Raw genomic sequence first — 20920 nt, 5'->3', positions numbered from 1 at the left:
GGATACAATGGATGCCAATCTTTATATAAACGGGGAATGGGTCAGTACGGAGAAGCGCCATTCCGTTGAAAATCCGGCTACCCTGGAAATCGTAGGCAGCATCGCATACGGCGGCAGGGCGGAAGCGGAGGCGGCGGTTTCAGCGGCCTATGCCGCAGGTCCCGGTTGGCGCAGCAAAACAGCTAGCGAGCGCGCAGCCCTGCTGTGGCGCTGGCATGATTTAATCGATCAGCATAAGGAAGAGATTGCGCGGATTATGACGCTAGAGCAGGGAAAGCCGCTGGCCGAAGCGCTGGGCGAGATGGGTTATGCGAACAGCTTCGTGTCGTGGTATGCGGAGGAAGGCAAGCGGGTGTACGGCCAAACGGTGCCTGCATCGGCGCCTGACAAGCGGATCCTCGTCATGCACCAGCCGGTTGGGGTGATCGCGGCGATCACGCCTTGGAATTTTCCCGCCGCGATGCTGACTCGCAAGGTAGCCCCGGCTCTGGCTGCGGGCTGTACCGCTGTAGTCAAACCGTCCGAATTTACACCTCTGACGGCTTACAGGCTCGTTGAGCTGGCTCATGAAGCGGGTATTCCTGCAGGCGTGCTGAATGTCATCACCGGCAACGACAAGGAAATTGGCGAGGCATGGATGGCGGACGAGCGCGTAAGCAAGCTCTCCTTCACCGGCTCGACGCGCGTCGGCAAGCTTCTGTACAGGCAAGCGGCAGACACGGTTAAGAAGCTGTCGCTGGAGCTTGGCGGACATGCGCCGTATATTATTACCGCTCATGCCGATTTGGATCAGGCCGCGAAAGATTTGATGGCACCGAAGTTCCGCAACGCTGGACAAACCTGCATTTGCCCGAACCGTGTATATGTACATGAATCGGTGCACGATGAATTTGTGGCCAAATTGACGCAGGCGGTAGCCGGGCTTAAGGTAGGCAACGGATTGGAGCCGGACACTAATATCGGCCCGTTGATTAACCAATCCGCGGTGGACAAGATGAACCGCCATGTTGCCGATGCGCTGGAAAAAGGGGCCGTTAGCGCGGCTACAGTTCCGGCGCCAAAGAGCAGCGGATATTTCGTGGAACCGGCTGTCATCACCGGCGTAACGGACGAGATGCTCTGCATGCGAGAAGAAACGTTCGGTCCGCTCGTTCCCGTGACGACTTACCGGACGACAGAGGAAGTGATTCAACGCGCGAACGATTCCAGGTACGGGCTGTCTGCTTATGTATTTACACAGAATTTGAAGGAGGCATTCGAGATCTCCGAAGGTTTGGACTACGGCATTGTCGGTCTCAACGACGGGCTCCCTGCAACCGCACAAGCGCCGTTCGGCGGAATGAAGGAGAGCGGTCTTGGCCGTGAAGGCGGCCATTGGGGCATTGAGGAATTTCTGGAAGTGAAATATGTTTCGATGAAGCTGTAATCATTCCATCAATCAAAAAACATCCGTGAACCGGCGCTGAAGCGCTGTTCTGCGGATGTTTTTTAACCACATCAGAAAATATAAGTTATCGTATCCGAAAATCCGCTTTCCGATTGGCATGAAAAAGTTACCGCACCTAGGAAATAATTGTGGTTTGGACGCCGAGATAATCCAACAATTCCTGTTCCACTTGCCGGATACGATCCAGTCTCAGGCTGTAAGCTGATACGGTTTCCCCAACGACATGGGCATTCAAAAGACCTGCACAGCGCAGGTTGAATATATGGTCATGGGTAATCCCTTTGGAAATGCCGAGATGACGCACCACTTCGATAAAGGAATGTGGTTCATTGCGCAAAAAATGCAGGATGCGAAGACGGCTTTTCTCACTCAGGCTGCGGAGGAGCCGGTACAATTGCAGAGAAGGCTCATCTTCGGCGGATAAGGGCTCGAGTCTGGCGGCATAATAGCAGATCGTAAGACTGCCGAAGGAGTAAATGATATTTCCGGGCTGAAAGTGGAACTGGGGTACCAGAACAAGCTTTTCCAACCCCTTAACCGGTTCAAAGCAAAATCCGTTTGTCAATTTTGCCGCTTTTTCAAATGGGCTTAATCCTTTTAGTTCCGGCTTTTCCTGCGTTTCCGCATGCAGTGCAGCGATGATTTTCTGGTCAACATTTTTGAAATAGGCGTAATTCCACTCGAAAAGCATGTCATGCAAACGGTCACGCACCGCTTTCATATCCTCGGGAAAAGTCTGTACGTACGGAGACAGCACTTCGTACAATTCACCTAGAGAAAGTCCTTCTAACCATGCCAAAAAATCCTCAACACTGTCTTTGCCCGGGGATACATAATCAAGCAAATGGAGCAGCTTCCATTCCAGATCGATTCCGGTTCTGTCCAGTTGTTCGGCAAATCGTGGGGACAATGAGGCTTGAACCTCCTGTGGCCAGGTAGGACCCAAATCAATCCTTTTGTACCAGCTTTTGCACAGAAACGTATGGAGGCTATTGATCAGCTCGTTGACGGGTCTGAACGATATTTCCAATTGATAAGACACAAATTGCACTCCTTTTTCTTACCTGAAATGACGGATCTGAATTCCTGCAATGCTCCATACCTTTTATTTCAGCATTTTGCATTGACTCCCCGTTATCTTCCAGTCCAGCGAGGGCTAGATGAGTATCATGCTCTTTAAGTATATTTTATTACAACCCGGGGACGAAATCGAATTTAAGCAAATGCTGGCGTTATTATTGTATAGGATTCTGCAGCCCCGCGGCATCTTTTTTTTCTTCCAGTGAATATATTCTATTGATTAAATCGGATCAAACGAGATGACAGGCTACATAATGGTCGTTTCCAACATGCCTGAATTCAGGAACCTGCTCCTTGCATTGCTCTACCGCATAAGGACAGCGTGTATGAAATTTACACCCTGCCGGGGGGTTAGCAGGGCTTGGAATATCTCCTTTCAAGACGATTCTTTCCCGTTTCAATTTGGGGATCGGCACCGGAATCGCAGACAGCAGCGCTTTGGTATAAGGATGAAGCGGGGTGCGAAACAGCTCGTCCCGCGGGGCCATTTCCATCATGGTACCCAAATACATGACTCCAATGCGGCTGCACAGATGTTCGACTACGCTCAAATCATGCGATATAAACAGATAAGTCAATCCGCGTGTTTGCTGAAGCTGTTGAAACAGGTTAATAATCTGGGCTTGAATCGAGACGTCCAGCGCTGAAACTGGTTCATCGGCAATAATAAAATCCGGATTGAGCACGAGCGCGCGGGCAATCCCGATTCTTTGCCGCTGTCCGCCGGAAAACTCGTGAGGAAACCGATTGTAATGGTAAGGCGAGAGCCCGCACGCCTCCAGCACCTCCAGCACCAGATCGCGGATTTCTTCCTTCGCTGCCAGTCCGTGATCCAATAGTGCTTCGCCAATTGCGTCACCTATTCGAATACGCGGATTGAGCGAGCTGTAGGGATCTTGGAAAATCAGCTGCATTTTCGGCCGGAGTTTGCGCATTTCCGCTTTAGGCAGCTCATGAATAGGGATGCCTTTGAAAAGCACCTGCCCGCCGGTTTTTTCATGCAGACGCAGGATCGTGCGGCCAACGGTGCTTTTGCCGCTGCCGGATTCGCCGACAAGCCCGAAGGTCTCCCCCCGATTTATGCTCAGGCTGATATCATCTACCGCTTTGATATGACCTATTGTACGGTTAAACAGTCCTGCGGTTATCGGAAAATATTTTTTTAAATGGTTTACTTCCAACAATGCATCACTCATGCCGTGCCTCCTCTTCATACAACCAGCACGCCACTTGATTGCCAGCTCGCACTGTTTTTAGCTGGGGCTGCTGGGATCGGCAAATTTCCATACAGCTTTCACAGCGGTCATGGAAGTAGCAGGATGCAGACAGCTCCAGCGGATTCGGGACCTGCCCGGGAATGGAATATAGTTGTTCCTTCCGCTGGCCGATCACGGGCTTGGATTTGAGCAATCCCTGCGTGTAAGGGTGCTTGGGGTTTTCAAAGAGCTCGACGACATCCCCTTGCTCTACAATTTTCCCGGCATACATAACGATGACATAATCAGCCATCTCGGCCACGACACCAAGGTCATGAGTGATCAGCATGATCGACATATTCGACTGCTCTTTGCTCCGGCGGAGCGTATCCAGCACCTGCGCCTGAATCGTCACGTCGAGAGCGGTTGTCGGTTCATCGGCAATCAGCAGCTTAGGCCTGCAGGAGATCGCGATAGCGATCATAATTCGCTGCAGCATTCCTCCGGACAACTGATGCGGATAAGATTCCGCGATCTGTTCGGCGCGGGGGATCCCGACTAGTTCGATCAATTCAAGCGCGCGTGCGCGTGCCTGTTTCTTGCTCAGCCTTTGATGAAGCATAAGCGGCTCCATGATTTGCTTGCCAATCGTGAGGACCGGATTGAGGGAAGACATCGGCTCCTGAAAGATGATCGAGATCTCATTACCGCGAATACGCCGCATTTCTTCCTTGCTGATGCGCAGCAGGTCCCTGTCATCGAACAGGATTTGCCCATCGACGACTTGACCGTGCGGTCCCTCGACCAATCCCATGATGGACATTGCGGTAATGCTTTTTCCGCAGCCCGATTCACCTACAATACATACGGTTTCTCCGTGATGGATGCGAAAGCTGATTCCGTCTACAGCCTTGACTGCCCCGGCCGCTGTATGGAAGTGGGTACTAAGGTTGCTTATCTCGATTAAAGGTTTCATGGGTTCCAAGTTCACCTACTTATGTTCTGTTTTGGATCGAGAACATCGCGCAAGCCGTCGCCAAATATATTGATGGCAATGACTGTTAAAAAGATAGCCATGCCGGGGGGAATCCACAGCCAAGGGCGCTTCTCGAAATCTATTACATTATTGGCTGCATCAATCATATTGCCCCACGTCGGGGTCGGCGGCATAACACCAAGCCCGAAGAAGCTGAGCGCCGATTCAGCGAGGATGGCTCCTCCGATGCTTAATGTCGCGATAACAATTAATAGCGGGAATACATTGGGCAGCAAGTGGTAGAACAGCTTCCGCCTATCGCGAAGACCGAGGACATCGGCAGCCTGCATATACTCCCTTTCCCGCAGGGTAAGCATTTGGCTGCGAACGAGACGGGCGATACCCGGCCAGCCAATGACGCTGAGCATGAGCATAACTAGATAGAGGCGGTAATCTGTCGGAACCTTCCATTCGGACATCAACGCCCCCATGATGAAGAGAATCGGAATTCCAGGGATGGTGAACAGCAAGTCGGCTATCCTCATAATGATTTGATCGACAATACCGCGATAATAGCCCGAGATGATTCCGAGAACCGTTCCGATCGTCATGGAAAGCAGCATAGATGCGAGGCCTACCGTCAGTGATATTCTTCCTGCCTGCAGCAGCCTGGTCAGCACATCTCTGCCCAGCAAATCAGTGCCCAGCCAATGCTTGGCGCTCGGGGGCTTGTGCATCATAGCGGGATTGACCTTGCCGTCTGCATAAGGAGAGAAGATCGGCCCGATAAAACATATTAAAAACATAAATACGATAAAAGCGAAGCCGGCAACTGCCAACTTGTTTTTGCTTAATTGACGAACGGATTGCCGCCATAAGGAGGAGGAAGCCTCCATAGCATATCCGGCTTTTCCGGTTTGGTTTGTAGGCTGCTGATCTGTAGAGACTTGAGTGGACAATTGCCGATCCTCCTTTCGTTACTACAATAATTTTAGAAGTTTCCAGGGTAACTGTTAAAGCCTGACGCGCGGGTCGGAAGTATGATAGAGAATATCCGAGATGAGTGTACCGATGACCGTCAGTATCGCTAGAAACATCGTAAAACCCATCAGCAGCGGATAGTCGCGAACGGTAAACGATTGCATATACAGCTGTCCTATACCCGGCCAGTTAAATATTTTTTCGATGATAATAGAGCCTCCGAAAAGAGCGGGAAGCTCAAAGCCGACCAGGGTAATGGCGGGCAGCATCGCATTTTTCAAGGCGTGACGGTAAAGCACGGTTCTTTCTTTTAGTCCTTTGGCACGGGCCGTGCGAACGTAATCCTGGCGAATGACTTCCAGCATGTTGCTGCGGAAGTAGCGGGTAAGCGAGCCAACCCCAAGAAGTACCATAACGGCTACCGGCAGGAACATATGATGCAGAACATCGACCAGATACTCCCAGCCTTCCGCACGGCTGCCTGTCGTAATCATTCCTCCCGGAGGGAGAATCTTCAGATCGACTGCGAACACCTTGATCAGGAACAGCCCGATGAAGAAAGAGGGGATCGACATGGCGGCGAATATGCCGATCATGACGAGCGTATCAAACAGCGAATACTGCTTATAGGCAGTAATAACACCGATAACGACAGCAAAAAACCAGGTGAAGAATGTCGCTACTACCGCTAGCAAAAAGGAGTTCCATATGTAATCCTGGAATAGCTCGAATACAGGCCTCTGCTGAGCCAGGGAATAACCAAAATCGCCTTTAAAAATGTTGGCCATCCAATTGACATAGCGTTCGAGCACCGGTTTGTTCAGGCCGTAGATTTCCCGCAGCTCTGCTTTGCGCTCCTCAGTGAGGCTCAGATTGTTATCGACATAATCGCCCGGTGTCAGGGAGTAAAGGAAGAAAATTAGCAGGGATGCGCCAAAAAGAATCAAGATCATATATAAGCATCTTCGGAGTAAATACGTTTTCATGCTTTTCTCCTTAATCGGACATCTTCCGCCTCAACAGCTCAGGCGGGAGATGTCCGGTATTAGTGACTATTAACGGGGAGAGGGCGGAGCACTGGAGTCATGTACTGATAGACGTGCGCATGAAATTTTACTGCAGCTCCCAGTTCGGCAGGCTGTGTCCGATCCCGGCAAGCGGGTTCAGTTCAAATCCGTCGATGCGTCCGTTGATAGCAATAACCGATTTGGTATAGCTGGTAAACATGACCGGCAGTTCATCGTTTAAAATTTTGAACATTTCATGATAAATCTTTTTCCGCTCCTCAACATCGCTTGTGGCTAAACTCTGCACATAGAGTTCGTCAATTCGCGGATTATCGTACCCCTTTGTCTCTCCTTTAATAAAGCGAAATACCCCTTGTGAAGGATCACTGATAATCGTGGTGGAGAATGAGGCCATATCATAATCTCCGCTGCTGACTTTAGCCGAAAGCGTATTGAAATCCGGGAACTGCTCAGGAATGAAATCAACTCCGATCTCTCTGTAGTTCTCAGTGGCGATCGCTATGAAAATGTCGGTATTGGCGCTTTTCGAACCGAGGTAGTTGATTTGCAGCTTTTTGCCGTCCTTTTCACGAATGCCGTCTGCTCCAACCGTCCATCCCGCTTCATCGAGCAGCTGCTTAGCTTTTTCCGGGTCATAAGGATATGGGTTAATATCTTCTTCCGTATATGACCACAAAATCGGAGAGGAAGGAATGTTGGCGATGGAGCCGGCGCCTTGTCTGGAATCAACATAGATGAGCTGGCGGTCAAGCCCGTAGGTTAAGGCCTGGCGGACACGCTTGTCCTGAAGATGCTCCCTCTCCAAATTAAATTGATTGTACCCGTAGTTGCTTGCAGTGCTAGGGATGAGATCCAAGAACCCAAGCCCCTTTAACTTTTCAATGTTGTCGGCGGTAGCCGAGAAGCTGCCGTAGTCCACTTCTCCCGTTTCAATAAATTGCCATGTGTCGCCCTCAGTCGTCTTGTAAATGAAATATTCCGTCTTTGGTTTTCCGAAAATATAATGTTCGTTAGCTACAAAACGCACTTCTTGCCCGGGGATAAATCTCTCCAGCTTGTAAGGTCCGTTTGTGATTGGGGTAGCATGCAGGTTCTTAATATAATCCAGATTACCGAATTCATAATCCTTGCCATAATACTCTTTGGATAAAATTTGTCCGCCCAGCACCGTCAGCGCCGTTGCATTCGTTTCCTCCAATGTCACCGAAATTGTACGCTCATTTATGACCTGAATGCCTTCGATAGAATCCGCTTTACCTTCCTTGTAAGCTTGGCCTCCCTTAATTCGGGTTTCGACTACATTGTTGATGCCGTCGTAAGCAGGATCATGCAGCAAAGTCCAGGTAAATTCGACATCCGCAGTTGTCATCGGGGACCCATCGCTGTATTTCAGACCATCACGAAGAAAGAACGTATAGGTCAATTCATCATCTGAAATTTCCCAACGCTCGGCTAAGCCCGGGATCGGAAGGCCGTTCGGATCAAGCCGTACCAGCGGAGTATACAGCACAGAATTAACGTTGCCGTCATAGCCTACTTGCGTGAAATAAGGAGTGAACGCTCCGCTCGGATTGACAAGGCTGACAATAATTGTATCCGTGCGCTGACTGGCTCTGTCCGGTATTTTTGACAGATCAATCGCTGCCAGCGGTTCTTGCAGCAAACTGCTGTCCGCTTCAGGACCCGAAGACGGGTCGGAGGAGGACTCAGGATTATTGCTGGATGGAGGAGACTGTGATTCTGGTTCATGGTTAGATGAATCCGAGGAGCACGCAGTCATTACGATAGAAAGAAGCAATAACAATATAAATGCTATGTACCGTTGTTTTTTCATGACAACCACCTTTTACGTTTAATTAGGAACTTTCATACTGAGAGTTACTGCATTACGGATGAATAACATTGCCAGTGAAAAAGTCCACCCCTTTCGCAAAAAAAGTAAAGATAGCAAAATAGCGGAAATAATACTATAATTCCAATGAGATAAGTATGAATTATAGTTGCAGAAGTGTATCATTAAGCCTATTATAGCCAGTTTTTGTTATTCTGTAAATAAGGTACTTGGTTAGTTTTCTCCTTAGACAGAAATATATTTGTGTCATTTGAAAAGTGAACTGGTGCTCCTGATTTGCTGCTGCACTCGCTGGAAATGCAGGCACTTGCTGGAGTGCAGCAATCTGGGCAGATTGTTATTCGCTCATTATGGAGATGAATGGCCAGGCTGCAAATAGCATAATTATAGATTTACCACTAGCCGTGTAGATTTACATACTTCAGATTTTGCAAAGACTTGAATCCGCATGGCACTGTGACAGGATTTCGTGTAGATCAATTACTGGAGAAGGGCTGGAGCAGGCTTATGAACTACGATTGCGCGATTGTTGGCGGCGGACCGGCGGGCTTAAATGCGGCGTTGGTGCTGGGCAGAGCGAGACGAAGTGTGGCATTGCTGGATAACAGCCAGCCGCGAAACCGAGTGACGCATGCCTCTCATGGTTTTATTACAAGAGACGGGATTCAACCGGACGAATTTCGCCGTATCGCTTATAAGGAGGTGCTTCGTTACCCGACAGTCCGACACTGGCCGGTTGAGGTGACGGAAATTCAGAGGACTGACCAAGGGTTTCTCCTTTTTACTTCGACGGGTGGACGGGTGCAGGCCCGAAAAATCATTTTGGCGGCCGGATTTAAGGAAGTGCTGCCGGACATTGAGGGAGTCAGTGACTTCTATGGGAAGAGTCTGTTCAATTGTCCGTTCTGTGACGGCTGGGAATTAAGGGATCAACCGCTGGTGGTCATTTCCGATTCACCGGATGTCATTCATAAGGTTAAGCTGCTGTATAACTGGAGCCGGGATCTTGTCGTATGTACGAATGGCAGTAACAGCTTGACGGCCATTCAACGGCAGCAGCTTATATCCAGGGGGATCCGGATTGTGGATACGCCCGTAGCCGCCTTTTTCGGACGCGAAGGCCTGTTGGAACGGGTGTACTTCACGAATGGCACCCATATAGAACGCACTGCTGGCTTTATCGCGCCGGCATTGCAGCCCAATGCCCGGTTCAGCACAGTGCTGAGTTATCAGACAGAGGAGAGCGGGGGAATTGTGACCGATGAAATGGGGAGAACAACGGCTTATGGTGTTTACGCAGCGGGTGACTCGGCTTATGTCATGCCTTCACAGTTGATTTATGCTGCAGCGTCAGGCAGTAAGGCAGCGATAGCGGTTGTAGCCGATTTGACAGAGGAGGATTGGCAGGTGTAAAAAGAACGGAAATACCAGGTCCTTTCTGAGATCCGTGAGACCAATCTTCCATATTCCGGAAGCAAGAGAAAAAGAGGCTGACGCCGATCATCGACGTCAGTGGGGTCCTCGGGTTGCAATCTAGGTTTTATTCTGATTAGTCCTCGCCTGTTTGGGCGCCGTCTGCAGCTTGCGGCAATAATCGGCCGGCTACAATCTCTTGCTTGTTGGCTTGTGCAGTAAGATTGGTTTTCTCCTCGCAGATGGCTTCTTTAAGGCGGCCTGCGTGCTTTTCAAGAATGGCGGCAGCTTCCTCTGCATCCACGCCGGTCTCCAGCATGAGAATCGCTTTTTTAACCTGCATGCCCGCTTTTTTCAAAGCCTCGTCGGCTTCCACATCCGATACACCGGTAACCTGCTTGACGATGCGAATAGAGCGATCATAGAGCTTGGTATTGCTTGCTTTCATGTCTACCATCAGATTATTGTACACTTTACCGAGCTTGATCATGACTCCGGTAGTTAACATGTTGAGGACCAGCTTTTGCGCGGTCCCGCTTTTTAATCTGGTGGAACCCGAAATGACTTCAGGGCCGACTACGGGCGCAATGCAAAGATTGCATATTTCGCTCAGCTTGGAATTTTTATTAGTGACTACCCCGATTGTCGGCGCACCGATTTCCCGTGCCTGGCGCACAGCTCCTAATACAAACGGAGTGGAGCCGCTGGCCGTAATTCCCACAACGACATCATCAGCGGTGACTCCTATATCGCGAATGAGCCGCGCCCCTCCCTCGGAATCATCTTCAGATCCCTCTACAGCGGTGCGGATTGCCGTATCGCCTCCGGCAATATAGGCTTGAACCAGAGCGGGGTCGGTTCCATAGGTAGGAGGGCACTCGCTGGCATCCAGGACGCCGATTCTTCCAGATGAACCAGCCCCTATATAGAACATTCTCCCGCCATTTTTCAAAGAGTGGTACAACAAGTCGACGGCTTCGGCGATAACGTCAATCTCCTCACGTACCGAGAGAGGAACACGCTGGTCCTCATCGTTCATCAGCATGAGCATGTCGCGTGTATCCACCTCATCAATCGCGATAGTAGCCGGATTGTTCATTTCCGTTGTTAATTGCGCGAAGTATGAAGACATAAATAATCCATCCTTTTCTGGACGCGGGCAGGTCATAACTTGCCAGCTTTTGCGTGTCTTAGTCCCTGTTCCGTTGATGTTAGCATCCGCACATGATTTGCAGCTTAAGCTATCTTAGCCTTTGACCGATCCTACAGTCAGACCGGCGACGAAGAAACGCTGCAGTAGCGGATATAAGATAATAATCGGAAGCGTTGAGGTAATGATAACTGCGGATTTGATGGACATCGCAATCGTACTGCGGTCTGCCGCACCCGCCCCGTCTCCGATCATAGTAGTTCCGTTAACGATGTTGCGCAAGAACAGCATAACCGGGTACTGGTTCGTGTTCAAATAAATCAATCCATTAAACCAGTCATTCCAGAAGAAGACTGCAGTGTAAAGGCCAATCGTGGCCAACGCTGGTGTGGACAGCGGCAGAATAACCCGGTACAAAATCCCGAAGTAGTTCAGCCCGTCTATAATGGCCGCTTCTTCAATTTCAGAAGGAATGGCTCGAATGAAGTTGATCAGGATGATAAGGTTAAATTGGTTGATCGCAAACGGCAGAAGCATGGCCCATACTGTACCTGTCAGCTGCAGGTTAGAGATAAGCAGGTAAGTGGGAATCAACCCGCCGGAAAAAAACATCGAGAAGACGATCAGCATCATAACGACTTTATGGCCCTTCAGGAACCGCTTAGACATAGCGTAAGCGAACAGGGTCGTCATGAAGAGAGCGATACAAGTTCCGGCGACCGTATAAAAGATCGTATTTCCATAAGCTCTAAAGAAGTTAGGGTACGTAAAGATTTGAATGTAAGCTTCAAAGTTCACCCCGACCGGTATCAGGCTGACCTTGTTGTTGATGATCGCTTCAGGGCTCGACAGGGAGAGCGCCAGCATATAAACGAATGGAATAAAACAAACTAGGACAACTATGATCATGAACAGATAGATGAGCACGTCAGCGATTGACATGCGAAATCTTCGTTGGGCTTTAACCATGGAGTACGCTCCTTTCCTGCTTAGTAAATACTTTCCCCGGTCGCTTTTCTGCTTAGCCAGTTAGTGGTAGAGACCAGGATGACGCCGATGACTCCGCTGAACAAGCCAATCGCTGTGGCATAAGAGTAGTTTTGGTTAGTTAAACCGGTTCGGTAAACGAGCGTATCTATAATATCACTGACCATAGCATTAGATGGTGTGTACATGAGCAATACTTTCTCGAACCCAAGGCTCAACAAGGAACCGACATTCAATATCAGCATGACCATAATGGTAGACATAATCGAAGGAATCGTTACGTAGATCACCTTCTGGAATCGGCTGGCCCCATCGATATCCGCCGCTTCAAACAGCTCCCGATTGATACCGGTAATCGCTGCGAGATAAATAATCGCGGTCCAGCCTGTAAACTGCCAGGTTTCGCTAAAAATATAGATTGATCGGAAATACTCAGGTTCATTTAAGAAGTAAATGGGCTCCATTCCGAACCAGCTGACGAGCAGCCTGTTGATGATTCCCGTACTAGGAGAAAGCAGTTCATTCAAAATGGCGATGACAACAACCGTCGAAATAAATCTCGGAGCATAAGAAACGGTTTGCACGAACTTTTTGAATTTGACATGGCGCACCTCATTTAACAAAAGAGCGAACAGAATTGGAATAGGGAAGTTAATGAGAATATTAGCACCAGAAAGAATAAGAGTATTGTAGAACGCTCTCCAAAAAGCAGGGTCCTGGAAGAAGCGCTCGAAGTAGGCAAAGCCTACCCATTCCGAACCGTATGGTCCCATTCCCGGACGATAACGGCGGAAAGCCAGAATGTTACCAAACAGGGGAGCGTATTTAAACAGTAAAAAGTGACATAACGGCACAATCATCATGATGTACAGCTGCCAATAGCGGGCAATATGCCGCTTTGCAGGCGACCCTATCTCTGGTTGCGGTTTAGAGGCTATCGTGTTTTCGGTCATATCATTCACCTTTTTCGCTAGGTTAAAAAACGACAATGTCGGCTTTGTTTGAAAGGCAAAGACCTGCAGTGAAAATGTCGGTCAACGAATTTTCCCGGCAGGTCTTTATTCAGGTCTTTTAGTATCCGAGCTTCCGGAATTGTTGGATTATCTCAAATTGTCGTTGTACAGTTGAGTGAACTTCTCGATTTGCAGAACCTTCATTTCATTAACGTATTGATCCCAATCCGTTTCCAGGCTCTTCTTACCTGTCAGGAATGCGTCCGCCCAAATCTCGAACGTGTCGGCAAGCGGTGTTTGAAGCGAGCTGGCTTCTTCAGCTATCATGTCGTCAAACATTGGTGTTGGCGGAAGGCTTTGAATGGCATTGTCCATAGCCGCGACAGCAGCATTGATTTCAGCATAGTTCTCATCGTACTTCGTCATCTCTCTGGCATTCACCCATACCAGCTGAGTGACGTCAGAACCGGAACCGTAGGCCAGCTGCATGTGCTTGTAGATACCGTTAGGTGAGTTGACAATTTCATCGGCATATTTAATGGTGTCGCCTTCCATCGTGTAAGTCTCGCCCTCAACTCCAAGCGCCCACAATTTCGCGCCTTCCTCGGAGAAGAAGATTTCGTCAATTGTTCTAACTAAACGCTCAAAGTCCGGACGTTCTGCAGTTTTCTTAGGGAAGAGAACGCCGCCGCCTGTGCTGCTCTTAGGCTGGTGGTGAGCGCCTTTAGGTCCGGCCAATGGCGGATACATTTGCAGCTTGAAGCCTTCTTCTGTAGCTGCGTTTTCTACGCCGCCGATTTGGTCATAGTAGGCATAGGTTGCAAAGGACTTGCCGGTAGCCAGTTTCTGCGACCATCTGTCTCCGTCGATCGGATCGGCCATCTCCGGATCAAGCAAGCCTTCAGCATAAAGCTTGTGGAAGAACTCCATGTATTGTTTGTACTCTTCGCTGATGGCGCCAGGGAAGTAAACCTCGTTCTCATAATCCCAGCTGAGTACGTTAGTACCGGAAGATGAATTCTTACCAACACTAACGCCGAAAGAAGGCATCGTCATCCGGTAAAGAACACGCGGACCAGCCAGAATAGTGAGCGGATAAGAATCCGGATGCTCGTCTTTGAATTTCTTGAGAACCGTATACAGCTCATCAAAGGTGGTAGGAGCTTCCAGGTTGTATTTTTCCAGCAAATCTTGTCTCATGATTAAGCCGCCGTCATAAAAAGGCTTGTCATACAGTGAAGGCAAATTATAGCGCTTACCATCTTTCAAATTCGTGGCGTTAACTTCATCTTCCAGTCCAAATTCCTGGACGCGCGCATTGAAGTGCGGGGTCCAATCGGAATAATCACTGATCGGCACAATAGCCCCGTTCAGAGCGAGGGAGGCGTTTTCACCGCGAATCGACTGATAAAGGATAACGTCAGGAGCATTAGTTCCGGTATTTAGTGCCAAAGAAACTTTAGTCGTATAATCGGCAATCGGGATGACCTCAAAGTCAATGTCTACGTTAAAGCGTTTTTCCACTTCTTGGATCACAAGCCAGTCTTCCTTAAAAGGAAGGGTTGCATTGTCAGAATAATAAACCGAGAATTTCAGCGGTTCTTCCGTACCTTCAGGTGAAGACGGTGATCCTTCCGGACTGGAGCTAGGGCTGGATGATGGCGAAGGGGATGGATTGCTGTCGGACGCGCCGCATCCTGCAAGCGTTGTCATAGCCATCATGGATGCAAGAGCGAGGTAACCCATTTTTTTCTTAATCATACTTTTGCTGACCTCCCTGATTTTGAATACAAAAAAGCAGGATTGCTAAAACCGGCTAGTATTCTATGAATTACGCCAGTATTGGTACGCTCGAGCGAATCATAACATATATTATTTCCGCGGTCAATGATATTTTATGAAATATTATTACATTGGTGTAAGGGCTTTCGCAAAAATTTATAGTGCACGATAAGGAAGATCCTCTATGTCATTACTCGCTAGGAAATCAAAAAAAGATGAGAAACGCCCGTCAGCAAACACCATTCATATCGCTCTGCCAGCGCTAATTTGGAAAATATCGGGGTTCTGGTGCAGCATAGACATTAATTTTGCCAGTAAAACCGGGATGTGCCGTGCAGCTTGGGGAAGGACCGGTGAAATAGCAGTAAGGATGGGTAAAGGGAAGCGTCCTGGGCGATAACAAATCATTGCAAATTGAAAGGAAATAATTCGCTTTATAAGCTTGTAAAAAGGGGTTTTCAATCGAGTCGTTATTTTGTCTTTAAATGTGCAATAAAATATATGCCGGTGAATAGCATGATAACTTGTATGCCTTAGAGGGAATAAGCTGTGGATTTTAGGCTCCTTTTGTTAGTTGTTAGCTTGCCGCTGCTTGCAAATGAAATCGAATGACGCTCCTCGAGAATCCCAGCAGGGAGTGATCCTCGGGGAATCTCCGCTGGGAGCGACCTACTAATGATCAACATAGTCTTCGCGAGAGGTGCGGACAATATCCGGCAGGCTATTCAGCGCTAACGCTCACCCTCGCTCTTATTTGGTGAAAAAGACGGCGATTTTTTTTCTAACGCTCCTCCTCGCTCTTATTTGTGACAATTAGGCGGAAAAACCGCATTTGAGGCAAATAAGGACTGTGGCAAACCACTGCGAGCGTTAAAATCTGGGAGAGGCGTGAAGGCACCACAAATGGCGGCTCCCGCCCCCATTGTCGAAAGTGCCGCGCCATCGGCTCCCGCCCCGCCCCTATCGGCGAAGATTAGGATTTAGAAGCGTTTTACGATACTGCTGCCAGCAAGAGACATGTTATAATAAAAGGATATAAACGAAACTGCAATTTACCCGGGTAAAGTATAAAGCAAGAGGCCGAGACAGCAGCAGTTGCAGCTTTTGTTCTTTAAGCGTTACAGCAAGCAAGGAGTGGATAGGCATGCTCGAACAAGCCCAGCAGCATTTGCAAAATATATTTGGTTATAAAGAGTTCCGCGCAGGACAGCGAAAAATTATTGCCCGTCTATTGGAAGGGAAAGACACCGTAGGCATAATGCCGACGGGTGGCGGTAAGTCGATCTGCTATCAGATCCCGGCACTGGTTATGCCCGGAACGACATTGGTCATTTCACCGCTTATTTCTTTAATGAAGGATCAGGTTGATGCATTAACCAATCTGGGAATATCGGCGGCCTTTATTAATAGTTCGCTCAGCCATAGTGAGACGGATCAGCGGCTGCGGCTCGCGGCACAGGGAGAGTACAAGCTGCTGTACGTGGCTCCCGAGCGTTTGGACTCCCCGCGGTTTCAGGCCTTAGTTACCATGACATCCGTACCTTTGATCGCTATTGACGAGGCTCACTGTCTCTCGCAATGGGGACATGATTTTCGCCCCAGCTACCGCTCGATTGTGACCTTTTTGCAGCAGCTGCCGGTACGACCGGTGGTTGCCGCTTTTACCGCTACGGCTACCGAGGAGGTAACACGGGATATTGTAGACCTGCTTAGTATGAAGCAGCCTCAGGTCCATATTACCGGCTTCGACCGGGCCAACCTGACGTTATTAGTGAGAAGAGGGGTCAATAAGACGGATTATATCCTTAATCATCTGGCCAATCATCCGGGAGAGTCGGGAATCATCTATGCTTCCACCCGCAAGGAGGTCGATGAACTGCATCAGCTGCTTAACCGTAAAGGAATTGCTGCGGGTCGGTATCACGCTGGTATGAGTGATCAGGAACGAAAGCAGAGCCAGGATTCGTTTGTCTACGATGAAACTCAAATTATGGTTGCTACCAATGCATTTGGCATGGGTATCGATAAATCCAACGTTCGCTATGTTATTCACTACAATATGCCGAAAAATATGGAGTCGTATTACCAGGAAGCAGGCCGCGCAGGGCGTGACGGGGAACCGGGGGAATGCGTGCTGTTATTTAGTCCGCAGGATATTATGACCCAGAAGTTTCTGATAGAGCAGTCGGTTGCCGATGAGAGCAGAAAAAGCAATGAATACAAGAAGCTGCAGACGATGATTGATTACTGCTACACCCAGCAGTGCCTGCGTCATTACATTTTGCGCTATTTCGGAGACGAGTCCGGCTCCGCAGCATGCGATAATTGCAGCAGCTGCAAAGATTCTGGCGAACTGATTGATATTACCGATGAGGCGCGCAAAATTTTCTCGTGTATTTACCGGATGCGTGAACGTTTTGGGGTCACAATGGTCGCTCAGGTTCTGAAGGGATCTCGCAGCAAGAGGATTACGCAGTTTGGCTTTGAGCGCTTGTCTACGTATGGGCTGATGGCGGAAAGGACGGAAAAGGCGATTGCCGACTTGATTCATATCCTGATTGCAGAGCAGTATCTGGCGTTAAGTGAAGGGCAATATCCGGTTGTTCGCCTGCTGCCGCGAGCGGTTCAAGTATTGAAGGGACAGGAGCAGGTGATGTACAGAACGCCTAAAGTGTCCAAGGCCAGCGGAGAATTCGGCCCTCTCTTCCAAGAGCTCAAGCAGCTTCGCAAGCAGCTTGCGGATCAGGAAAATGTCCCTCCTTATATTATTTTTGCGGACAGCACCTTGCAGGAAATGGCGAGAATGATGCCTGGCAATGAATATGAAATGAGGGCAGTAAAAGGTGTAGGGGATGCGAAGGTTGCTCGTTATGGCCCGATTTTTCTGCAGAAGATCCGGGAGTTTGCGGAGAAGGAGGGGGTAAAGAAGGCGGATGGCAGAGAAATCAGCCCAGTCAGAAGCGGCGCGGTCAGCACCAGCTTAGGCAGCGCTGGTAATGAGGGCACGGGTTCAGTTAGAAGCGGCGCAGTCAGCACCAGCTTAGATAGTGCAGGCATTGGCAGCAGCGGCTCAGGCGGGATCGGGTCAGGCAGCTTCAGCTTTGGGCGCGACTCGGATTCTTCGCTGGCTGACAGCAGCCTAACCACCAAAGCGGAGCAGTCTGCTAAAGCAAAGCAATCTGCGCAAGCTTCCTCCTTGCCAAGTCATTTGGTAACATACAGGCTTATTGCCGATGGTGCGGGATTACAAGAGGCTGCGGAGGAAAGAGGAATGTCGATCATCACGATACAGGATCACTATCTCCGGGCAGCGTTAGAAGGCCATCCGGTCCCTTGGCAGGAAATCGTCACCCCGGAGGATGAAGCGCTGATCATCGAAGCGATGAATGAACTGGGCAATGACAAGCTGAAGCCGATCAAAGAAGCGCTGCCCGAGCATATCGATTATTTCATGATCAAGGCGGTGCGGGCGAAGCAGCAATGTGAGGAAGCTTGAATCTTTAAGAAGCAATAGGCTAAAAAAGGGGCTGTCCGAAAAGTGGCCGTTCAGCCCGATAGCTAGAATAAGCAAACCCCAAGCAGCTAACCCGAGGCCAGCGGCCCCGAGGCGAATTGTATGCGAAATTGTGTGCGAATTTGTATGTGAAAGTGTATGGGAAAGTGTACACGAAATTGTATGTGAAATTGTATGCGAAAACTGTCATACCATTGAATTTTCAGGCACCACTCCAGCATGAAAATAGCCAAGGTTGGTGGGGTTCGTTGAGGCTCGCGAGCTCGCGTCGCGGGCTGCGCGGGCTTGATGCCTGCGCTTTGTACGAAATGTCGTACAAATTCATGCGGTTGAAGTGCGCTTACCGGAGATTTGTATGAAATGTCGTACAAATACAGGGGATTGAAGTGCGATTACCCAAGATTTGTATGACAAATCGTATAAATGCAGGGGATTGAGGTGCGATTACCCGAGATTTGTATGACATATCGCACAAAAGCAGGGTTTTAAGCTACCAAGGAGCTCCAGCCAGTGTTTCAGACGAAATGTCGTACAAACTTCAAATCCATGTGGTTAAGGTACGATTACCCGACATTGCTCATCATGCGGGGAGTAAACGCGGTGAGTTTTTTTCACAGAAAAACCGCATACAATCACAATCGCCGAGCAGGATGATCGCTTTGTTTTCCCGAAAGAGATTGCGAGAAGACCGCGGACTGCGATCTATGCTCAACGTAAGTGTAGGTAGAAAGCGTGTTCGGCCACCTCAAGGGCAATCGGACGTTCCGACGGTTCTCCTTACGGGGACTGGACAAGGTTCACGTTGACAAGGTTCACGTTGAGTTTGGGATTGTGGCATTGGCCCACAACCTACTGAAAGTAGCAGGCATCCGCCTCGCTACTTTCTTACAAAAACAACATAACAAAAAAAGTTGGATGGAAAACATTATGATATGTTTTTCCGCCCAACTTTTTATTTTGGGGACTTTCTGGACAGCCAGTACTAGAAGCCAAGCTTGCTTTCAATATAAGCCTTCAGCTCAGCGATCGGCAGGCGAACCTGCTCCATCGTATCCCGGTCCCGCACAGTGACCTGGCCATCGCTCTCCGAATCAAAGTCATAGGTGATACAGAACGGTGTGCCGATCTCATCCTGCCTGCGGTATCTTTTGCCGATTGAACCGGTCTCGTCATAATCGACCATGAAATCGGCAGTTAACTCGCTAAATACTTTTTGCGCACCGGCAGACAATTTCTTAGACAGCGGCAGAATTGCGGCTTTGTAAGGAGCCAACGCCGGATGCAAATGAAGAACGGCACGGCTGTCGCCATCTCCGAGCTCCTGATGCTCGTAAGCGTCAATAAGGAAAGCGAGGGTGACCCGGTCGGCACCGAGGGATGGCTCGATGCAGTAAGGAATGTACCGTTCATTCGTCTCCGGATCAATGTATTGGAAGTCTTCGCCGGAATGCTCCATATGCTGCTTCAAGTCATAATCGGTACGGTCGGCAACTCCCCACAGCTCGCCCCAGCCAAATGGATATTTGTATTCAAAGTCAGTGGTCGCATTGCTGTAATGGGACAATTCCTCTTTAGCATGGTCCCTCTGTCTCAGGTTTTCTTCGCGCAAGCCGAGGTCAAGCAGCCAGCTGCGGCAAAATTTCGTCCAATACTCAAACCACGCCATATCCTCCCCGGGCTTGCAGAAAAATTCCAATTCCATCTGCTCAAACTCACGGGTACGGAAGGTGAAGTTTCCTGGTGTAATCTCATTACGGAAGCTCTTGCCAATTTGGGCAATCCCGAAGGGCAGCTTTTTGCGCATTGTGCGCTGTACATTTTTGAAGTTTACAAAGATGCCCTGGGCCGTTTCCGGACGCAAGTATATTTCGTTCGTGCTGGATTCCGTTACTCCTTGAAACGTTTTAAACATCATATTGAACTGGCGGATGTCCGTATAATCCTGAGCGCCACAGTCCGGACAGACGATTTGCTCCTCTTTGATCTTCTCGGCCATCGCTTCAAAGGACATGCCGTCCGCGATCATTTCAACGCCTTTTTCAGCCATCGCATTTTCGATCAGCTTATCTGCCCGGTGACGCGCTTTACACTGTTTACAGTCGATCATCGGATCGTTGAAATTACCGACATGCCCCGAGGCGACCCAAGTTTTGGGGTTCATCAAAATAGCGGCGTCCAAGCCGACATTATAAGGGGACTGCTGGACGAATTTTTTCCACCAGGCCTTTTTGACGTTGTTTTTCAGCTCAACACCTAACGGGCCGTAATCCCAAGTGTTAGCCAAGCCGCCGTAAATCTCCGAACCGGGGAAAATAAAGCCGCGGTGTTTGGCTAAAGCAACGATTTGATCCATGGACACACTCATCTTATAACTCTCCTTTACTCATATACCCAGCTCTATGCAGACACGAAAAAAACCCGCTCCACATAGGCATTAGACATGCCCAGGGACGAGCTTTCATGACCCGCGGTTCCACCCTGGTTGACCTCTCCTTCAGAAGCGAAGCAGAGCATCCCCTCTTTAAACATAAGGCTCCAGACTGCCGTTTCCCTGTACATTA

The 20920-nt window shown here is 49.2% G+C and carries 15 protein-coding genes; 4 read left to right on the top strand and 11 right to left on the bottom strand.

What is annotated here, in order from left to right; all coding sequences use genetic code 11:
- The first annotated feature begins 7 nt into the window (after nucleotides 1-7).
- Entirely contained in the window at nucleotides 8-1426 is a 1419-nt protein-coding gene (locus tag PSHG_RS07815) for an NAD-dependent succinate-semialdehyde dehydrogenase (RefSeq protein WP_010271583.1), read from the top strand.
- Nucleotides 1427-1562: 136 nt separating this feature from the next.
- Here PSHG_RS07815 and PSHG_RS07805 read toward each other — a convergent pair whose 3' ends face one another.
- From PSHG_RS07805 to PSHG_RS07780, 6 genes are all read right to left on the bottom strand, one after another.
- Entirely contained in the window at nucleotides 1563-2489 is a 927-nt protein-coding gene (locus tag PSHG_RS07805; protein ID WP_010271580.1) for an ArsR/SmtB family transcription factor, read from the bottom strand.
- Nucleotides 2490-2757: 268 nt separating this feature from the next.
- Nucleotides 2758-3723 carry an ABC transporter ATP-binding protein gene (locus PSHG_RS07800; RefSeq protein WP_010271577.1) on the bottom strand — a complete coding sequence of 322 codons (966 nt, stop codon included), beginning with the start codon at nucleotides 3721-3723 and terminating at the stop codon, nucleotides 2758-2760.
- A complete protein-coding gene (locus PSHG_RS07795; RefSeq protein ID WP_010271575.1) occupies nucleotides 3716-4699 on the bottom strand; it encodes an ABC transporter ATP-binding protein in 984 nt (327 codons plus the stop codon). The genes PSHG_RS07800 and PSHG_RS07795 overlap by 8 nt, the downstream gene beginning before the upstream one ends.
- An 11-nt stretch (nucleotides 4700-4710) precedes the next feature.
- Complete coding sequence (gene opp4C, locus PSHG_RS07790) at nucleotides 4711-5595, bottom strand: oligopeptide ABC transporter permease (protein WP_042121567.1); 885 nt, start codon at nucleotides 5593-5595, stop codon at nucleotides 4711-4713.
- 117 nt (nucleotides 5596-5712) lie between these two features.
- A complete protein-coding gene (locus PSHG_RS07785; protein ID WP_010271571.1) occupies nucleotides 5713-6666 on the bottom strand; it encodes an ABC transporter permease in 954 nt (317 codons plus the stop codon).
- A gap of 127 nt (nucleotides 6667-6793) precedes the next feature.
- The gene (locus tag PSHG_RS07780) at nucleotides 6794-8542 is read right to left on the bottom strand and encodes an ABC transporter substrate-binding protein (RefSeq protein ID WP_010271569.1); all 1749 of its coding nucleotides are present in this window, start codon (nucleotides 8540-8542) and stop codon (nucleotides 6794-6796) included.
- Between the two features lie 525 nt (nucleotides 8543-9067).
- Between PSHG_RS07780 and PSHG_RS07775 the strand changes: the two genes are divergently transcribed.
- On the top strand, nucleotides 9068-9973 hold the full coding sequence (locus tag PSHG_RS07775; RefSeq protein WP_010271567.1) for an NAD(P)/FAD-dependent oxidoreductase: 906 nt from the start codon (nucleotides 9068-9070) through the stop codon (nucleotides 9971-9973).
- Nucleotides 9974-10109: 136 nt separating this feature from the next.
- Here the strand turns inward: PSHG_RS07775 and murQ are convergent, their stop codons facing one another.
- The 4 genes from murQ to PSHG_RS07755 all read right to left on the bottom strand — a co-directional run bounded on the left by murQ (nucleotide 10110) and on the right by PSHG_RS07755 (nucleotide 14824).
- The gene (gene murQ, locus PSHG_RS07770; protein ID WP_010271564.1) at nucleotides 10110-11105 is read right to left on the bottom strand and encodes an N-acetylmuramic acid 6-phosphate etherase; all 996 of its coding nucleotides are present in this window, start codon (nucleotides 11103-11105) and stop codon (nucleotides 10110-10112) included.
- A gap of 114 nt (nucleotides 11106-11219) precedes the next feature.
- Nucleotides 11220-12092 carry a carbohydrate ABC transporter permease gene (locus tag PSHG_RS07765; RefSeq protein ID WP_010271562.1) on the bottom strand — a complete coding sequence of 291 codons (873 nt, stop codon included), beginning with the start codon at nucleotides 12090-12092 and terminating at the stop codon, nucleotides 11220-11222.
- A gap of 20 nt (nucleotides 12093-12112) precedes the next feature.
- Nucleotides 12113-13063: an ABC transporter permease gene (locus tag PSHG_RS07760; protein ID WP_010271560.1), complete on the bottom strand. Its 951-nt coding sequence runs from the start codon at nucleotides 13061-13063 to the stop codon at nucleotides 12113-12115.
- 147 nt (nucleotides 13064-13210) lie between these two features.
- Nucleotides 13211-14824: an extracellular solute-binding protein gene (locus PSHG_RS07755; protein WP_010271559.1), complete on the bottom strand. Its 1614-nt coding sequence runs from the start codon at nucleotides 14822-14824 to the stop codon at nucleotides 13211-13213.
- 1165 nt (nucleotides 14825-15989) lie between these two features.
- Between PSHG_RS07755 and recQ the strand changes: the two genes are divergently transcribed.
- On the top strand, nucleotides 15990-18341 hold the full coding sequence (recQ, locus tag PSHG_RS07745) for a DNA helicase RecQ (protein ID WP_010271554.1): 2352 nt from the start codon (nucleotides 15990-15992) through the stop codon (nucleotides 18339-18341).
- 750 nt (nucleotides 18342-19091) lie between these two features.
- Nucleotides 19092-19430, top strand: coding sequence for a hypothetical protein (locus PSHG_RS31835; protein WP_316244836.1), 339 nt, complete (start codon nucleotides 19092-19094; stop codon nucleotides 19428-19430).
- Here PSHG_RS31835 and PSHG_RS07740 read toward each other — a convergent pair.
- A complete protein-coding gene (locus tag PSHG_RS07740) occupies nucleotides 19342-20724 on the bottom strand; it encodes a glycine--tRNA ligase (protein WP_010271553.1) in 1383 nt (460 codons plus the stop codon). The genes PSHG_RS31835 and PSHG_RS07740 overlap by 89 nt on opposite strands.
- Nucleotides 20725-20920: the final 196 nt, after the last annotated feature.

Source organism: Paenibacillus senegalensis JC66 (genome assembly GCF_000285515.1).
GTDB lineage: Bacteria > Bacillota > Bacilli > Paenibacillales > NBRC-103111 > Paenibacillus_L > Paenibacillus_L senegalensis.
Note: the sequence above shows the minus strand (reverse complement) of the source record. Positions and strands in the feature narration are given on the sequence as shown.

Coding starts and splice junctions, on each gene's coding strand:
- PSHG_RS07815 (WP_010271583.1), top strand. CDS start 8: ATGGATGCCAATCTTTATATAAACGGGGAATGGGTCAGTACGGAGAAG.
- PSHG_RS07800 (WP_010271577.1), bottom strand. CDS start 3,723: ATGAGTGATGCATTGTTGGAAGTAAACCATTTAAAAAAATATTTTCCG.
- PSHG_RS07795 (WP_010271575.1), bottom strand. CDS start 4,699: ATGAAACCTTTAATCGAGATAAGCAACCTTAGTACCCACTTCCATACA.
- opp4C (WP_042121567.1), bottom strand. CDS start 5,595: ATGGAGGCTTCCTCCTCCTTATGGCGGCAATCCGTTCGTCAATTAAGC.
- PSHG_RS07785 (WP_010271571.1), bottom strand. CDS start 6,666: ATGAAAACGTATTTACTCCGAAGATGCTTATATATGATCTTGATTCTT.
- PSHG_RS07780 (WP_010271569.1), bottom strand. CDS start 8,542: ATGAAAAAACAACGGTACATAGCATTTATATTGTTATTGCTTCTTTCT.
- PSHG_RS07775 (WP_010271567.1), top strand. CDS start 9,068: ATGAACTACGATTGCGCGATTGTTGGCGGCGGACCGGCGGGCTTAAAT.
- murQ (WP_010271564.1), bottom strand. CDS start 11,105: ATGTCTTCATACTTCGCGCAATTAACAACGGAAATGAACAATCCGGCT.
- PSHG_RS07765 (WP_010271562.1), bottom strand. CDS start 12,092: ATGGTTAAAGCCCAACGAAGATTTCGCATGTCAATCGCTGACGTGCTC.
- PSHG_RS07760 (WP_010271560.1), bottom strand. CDS start 13,063: ATGACCGAAAACACGATAGCCTCTAAACCGCAACCAGAGATAGGGTCG.
- PSHG_RS07755 (WP_010271559.1), bottom strand. CDS start 14,824: ATGATTAAGAAAAAAATGGGTTACCTCGCTCTTGCATCCATGATGGCT.
- recQ (WP_010271554.1), top strand. CDS start 15,990: ATGCTCGAACAAGCCCAGCAGCATTTGCAAAATATATTTGGTTATAAA.
- PSHG_RS07740 (WP_010271553.1), bottom strand. CDS start 20,724: ATGAGTGTGTCCATGGATCAAATCGTTGCTTTAGCCAAACACCGCGGC.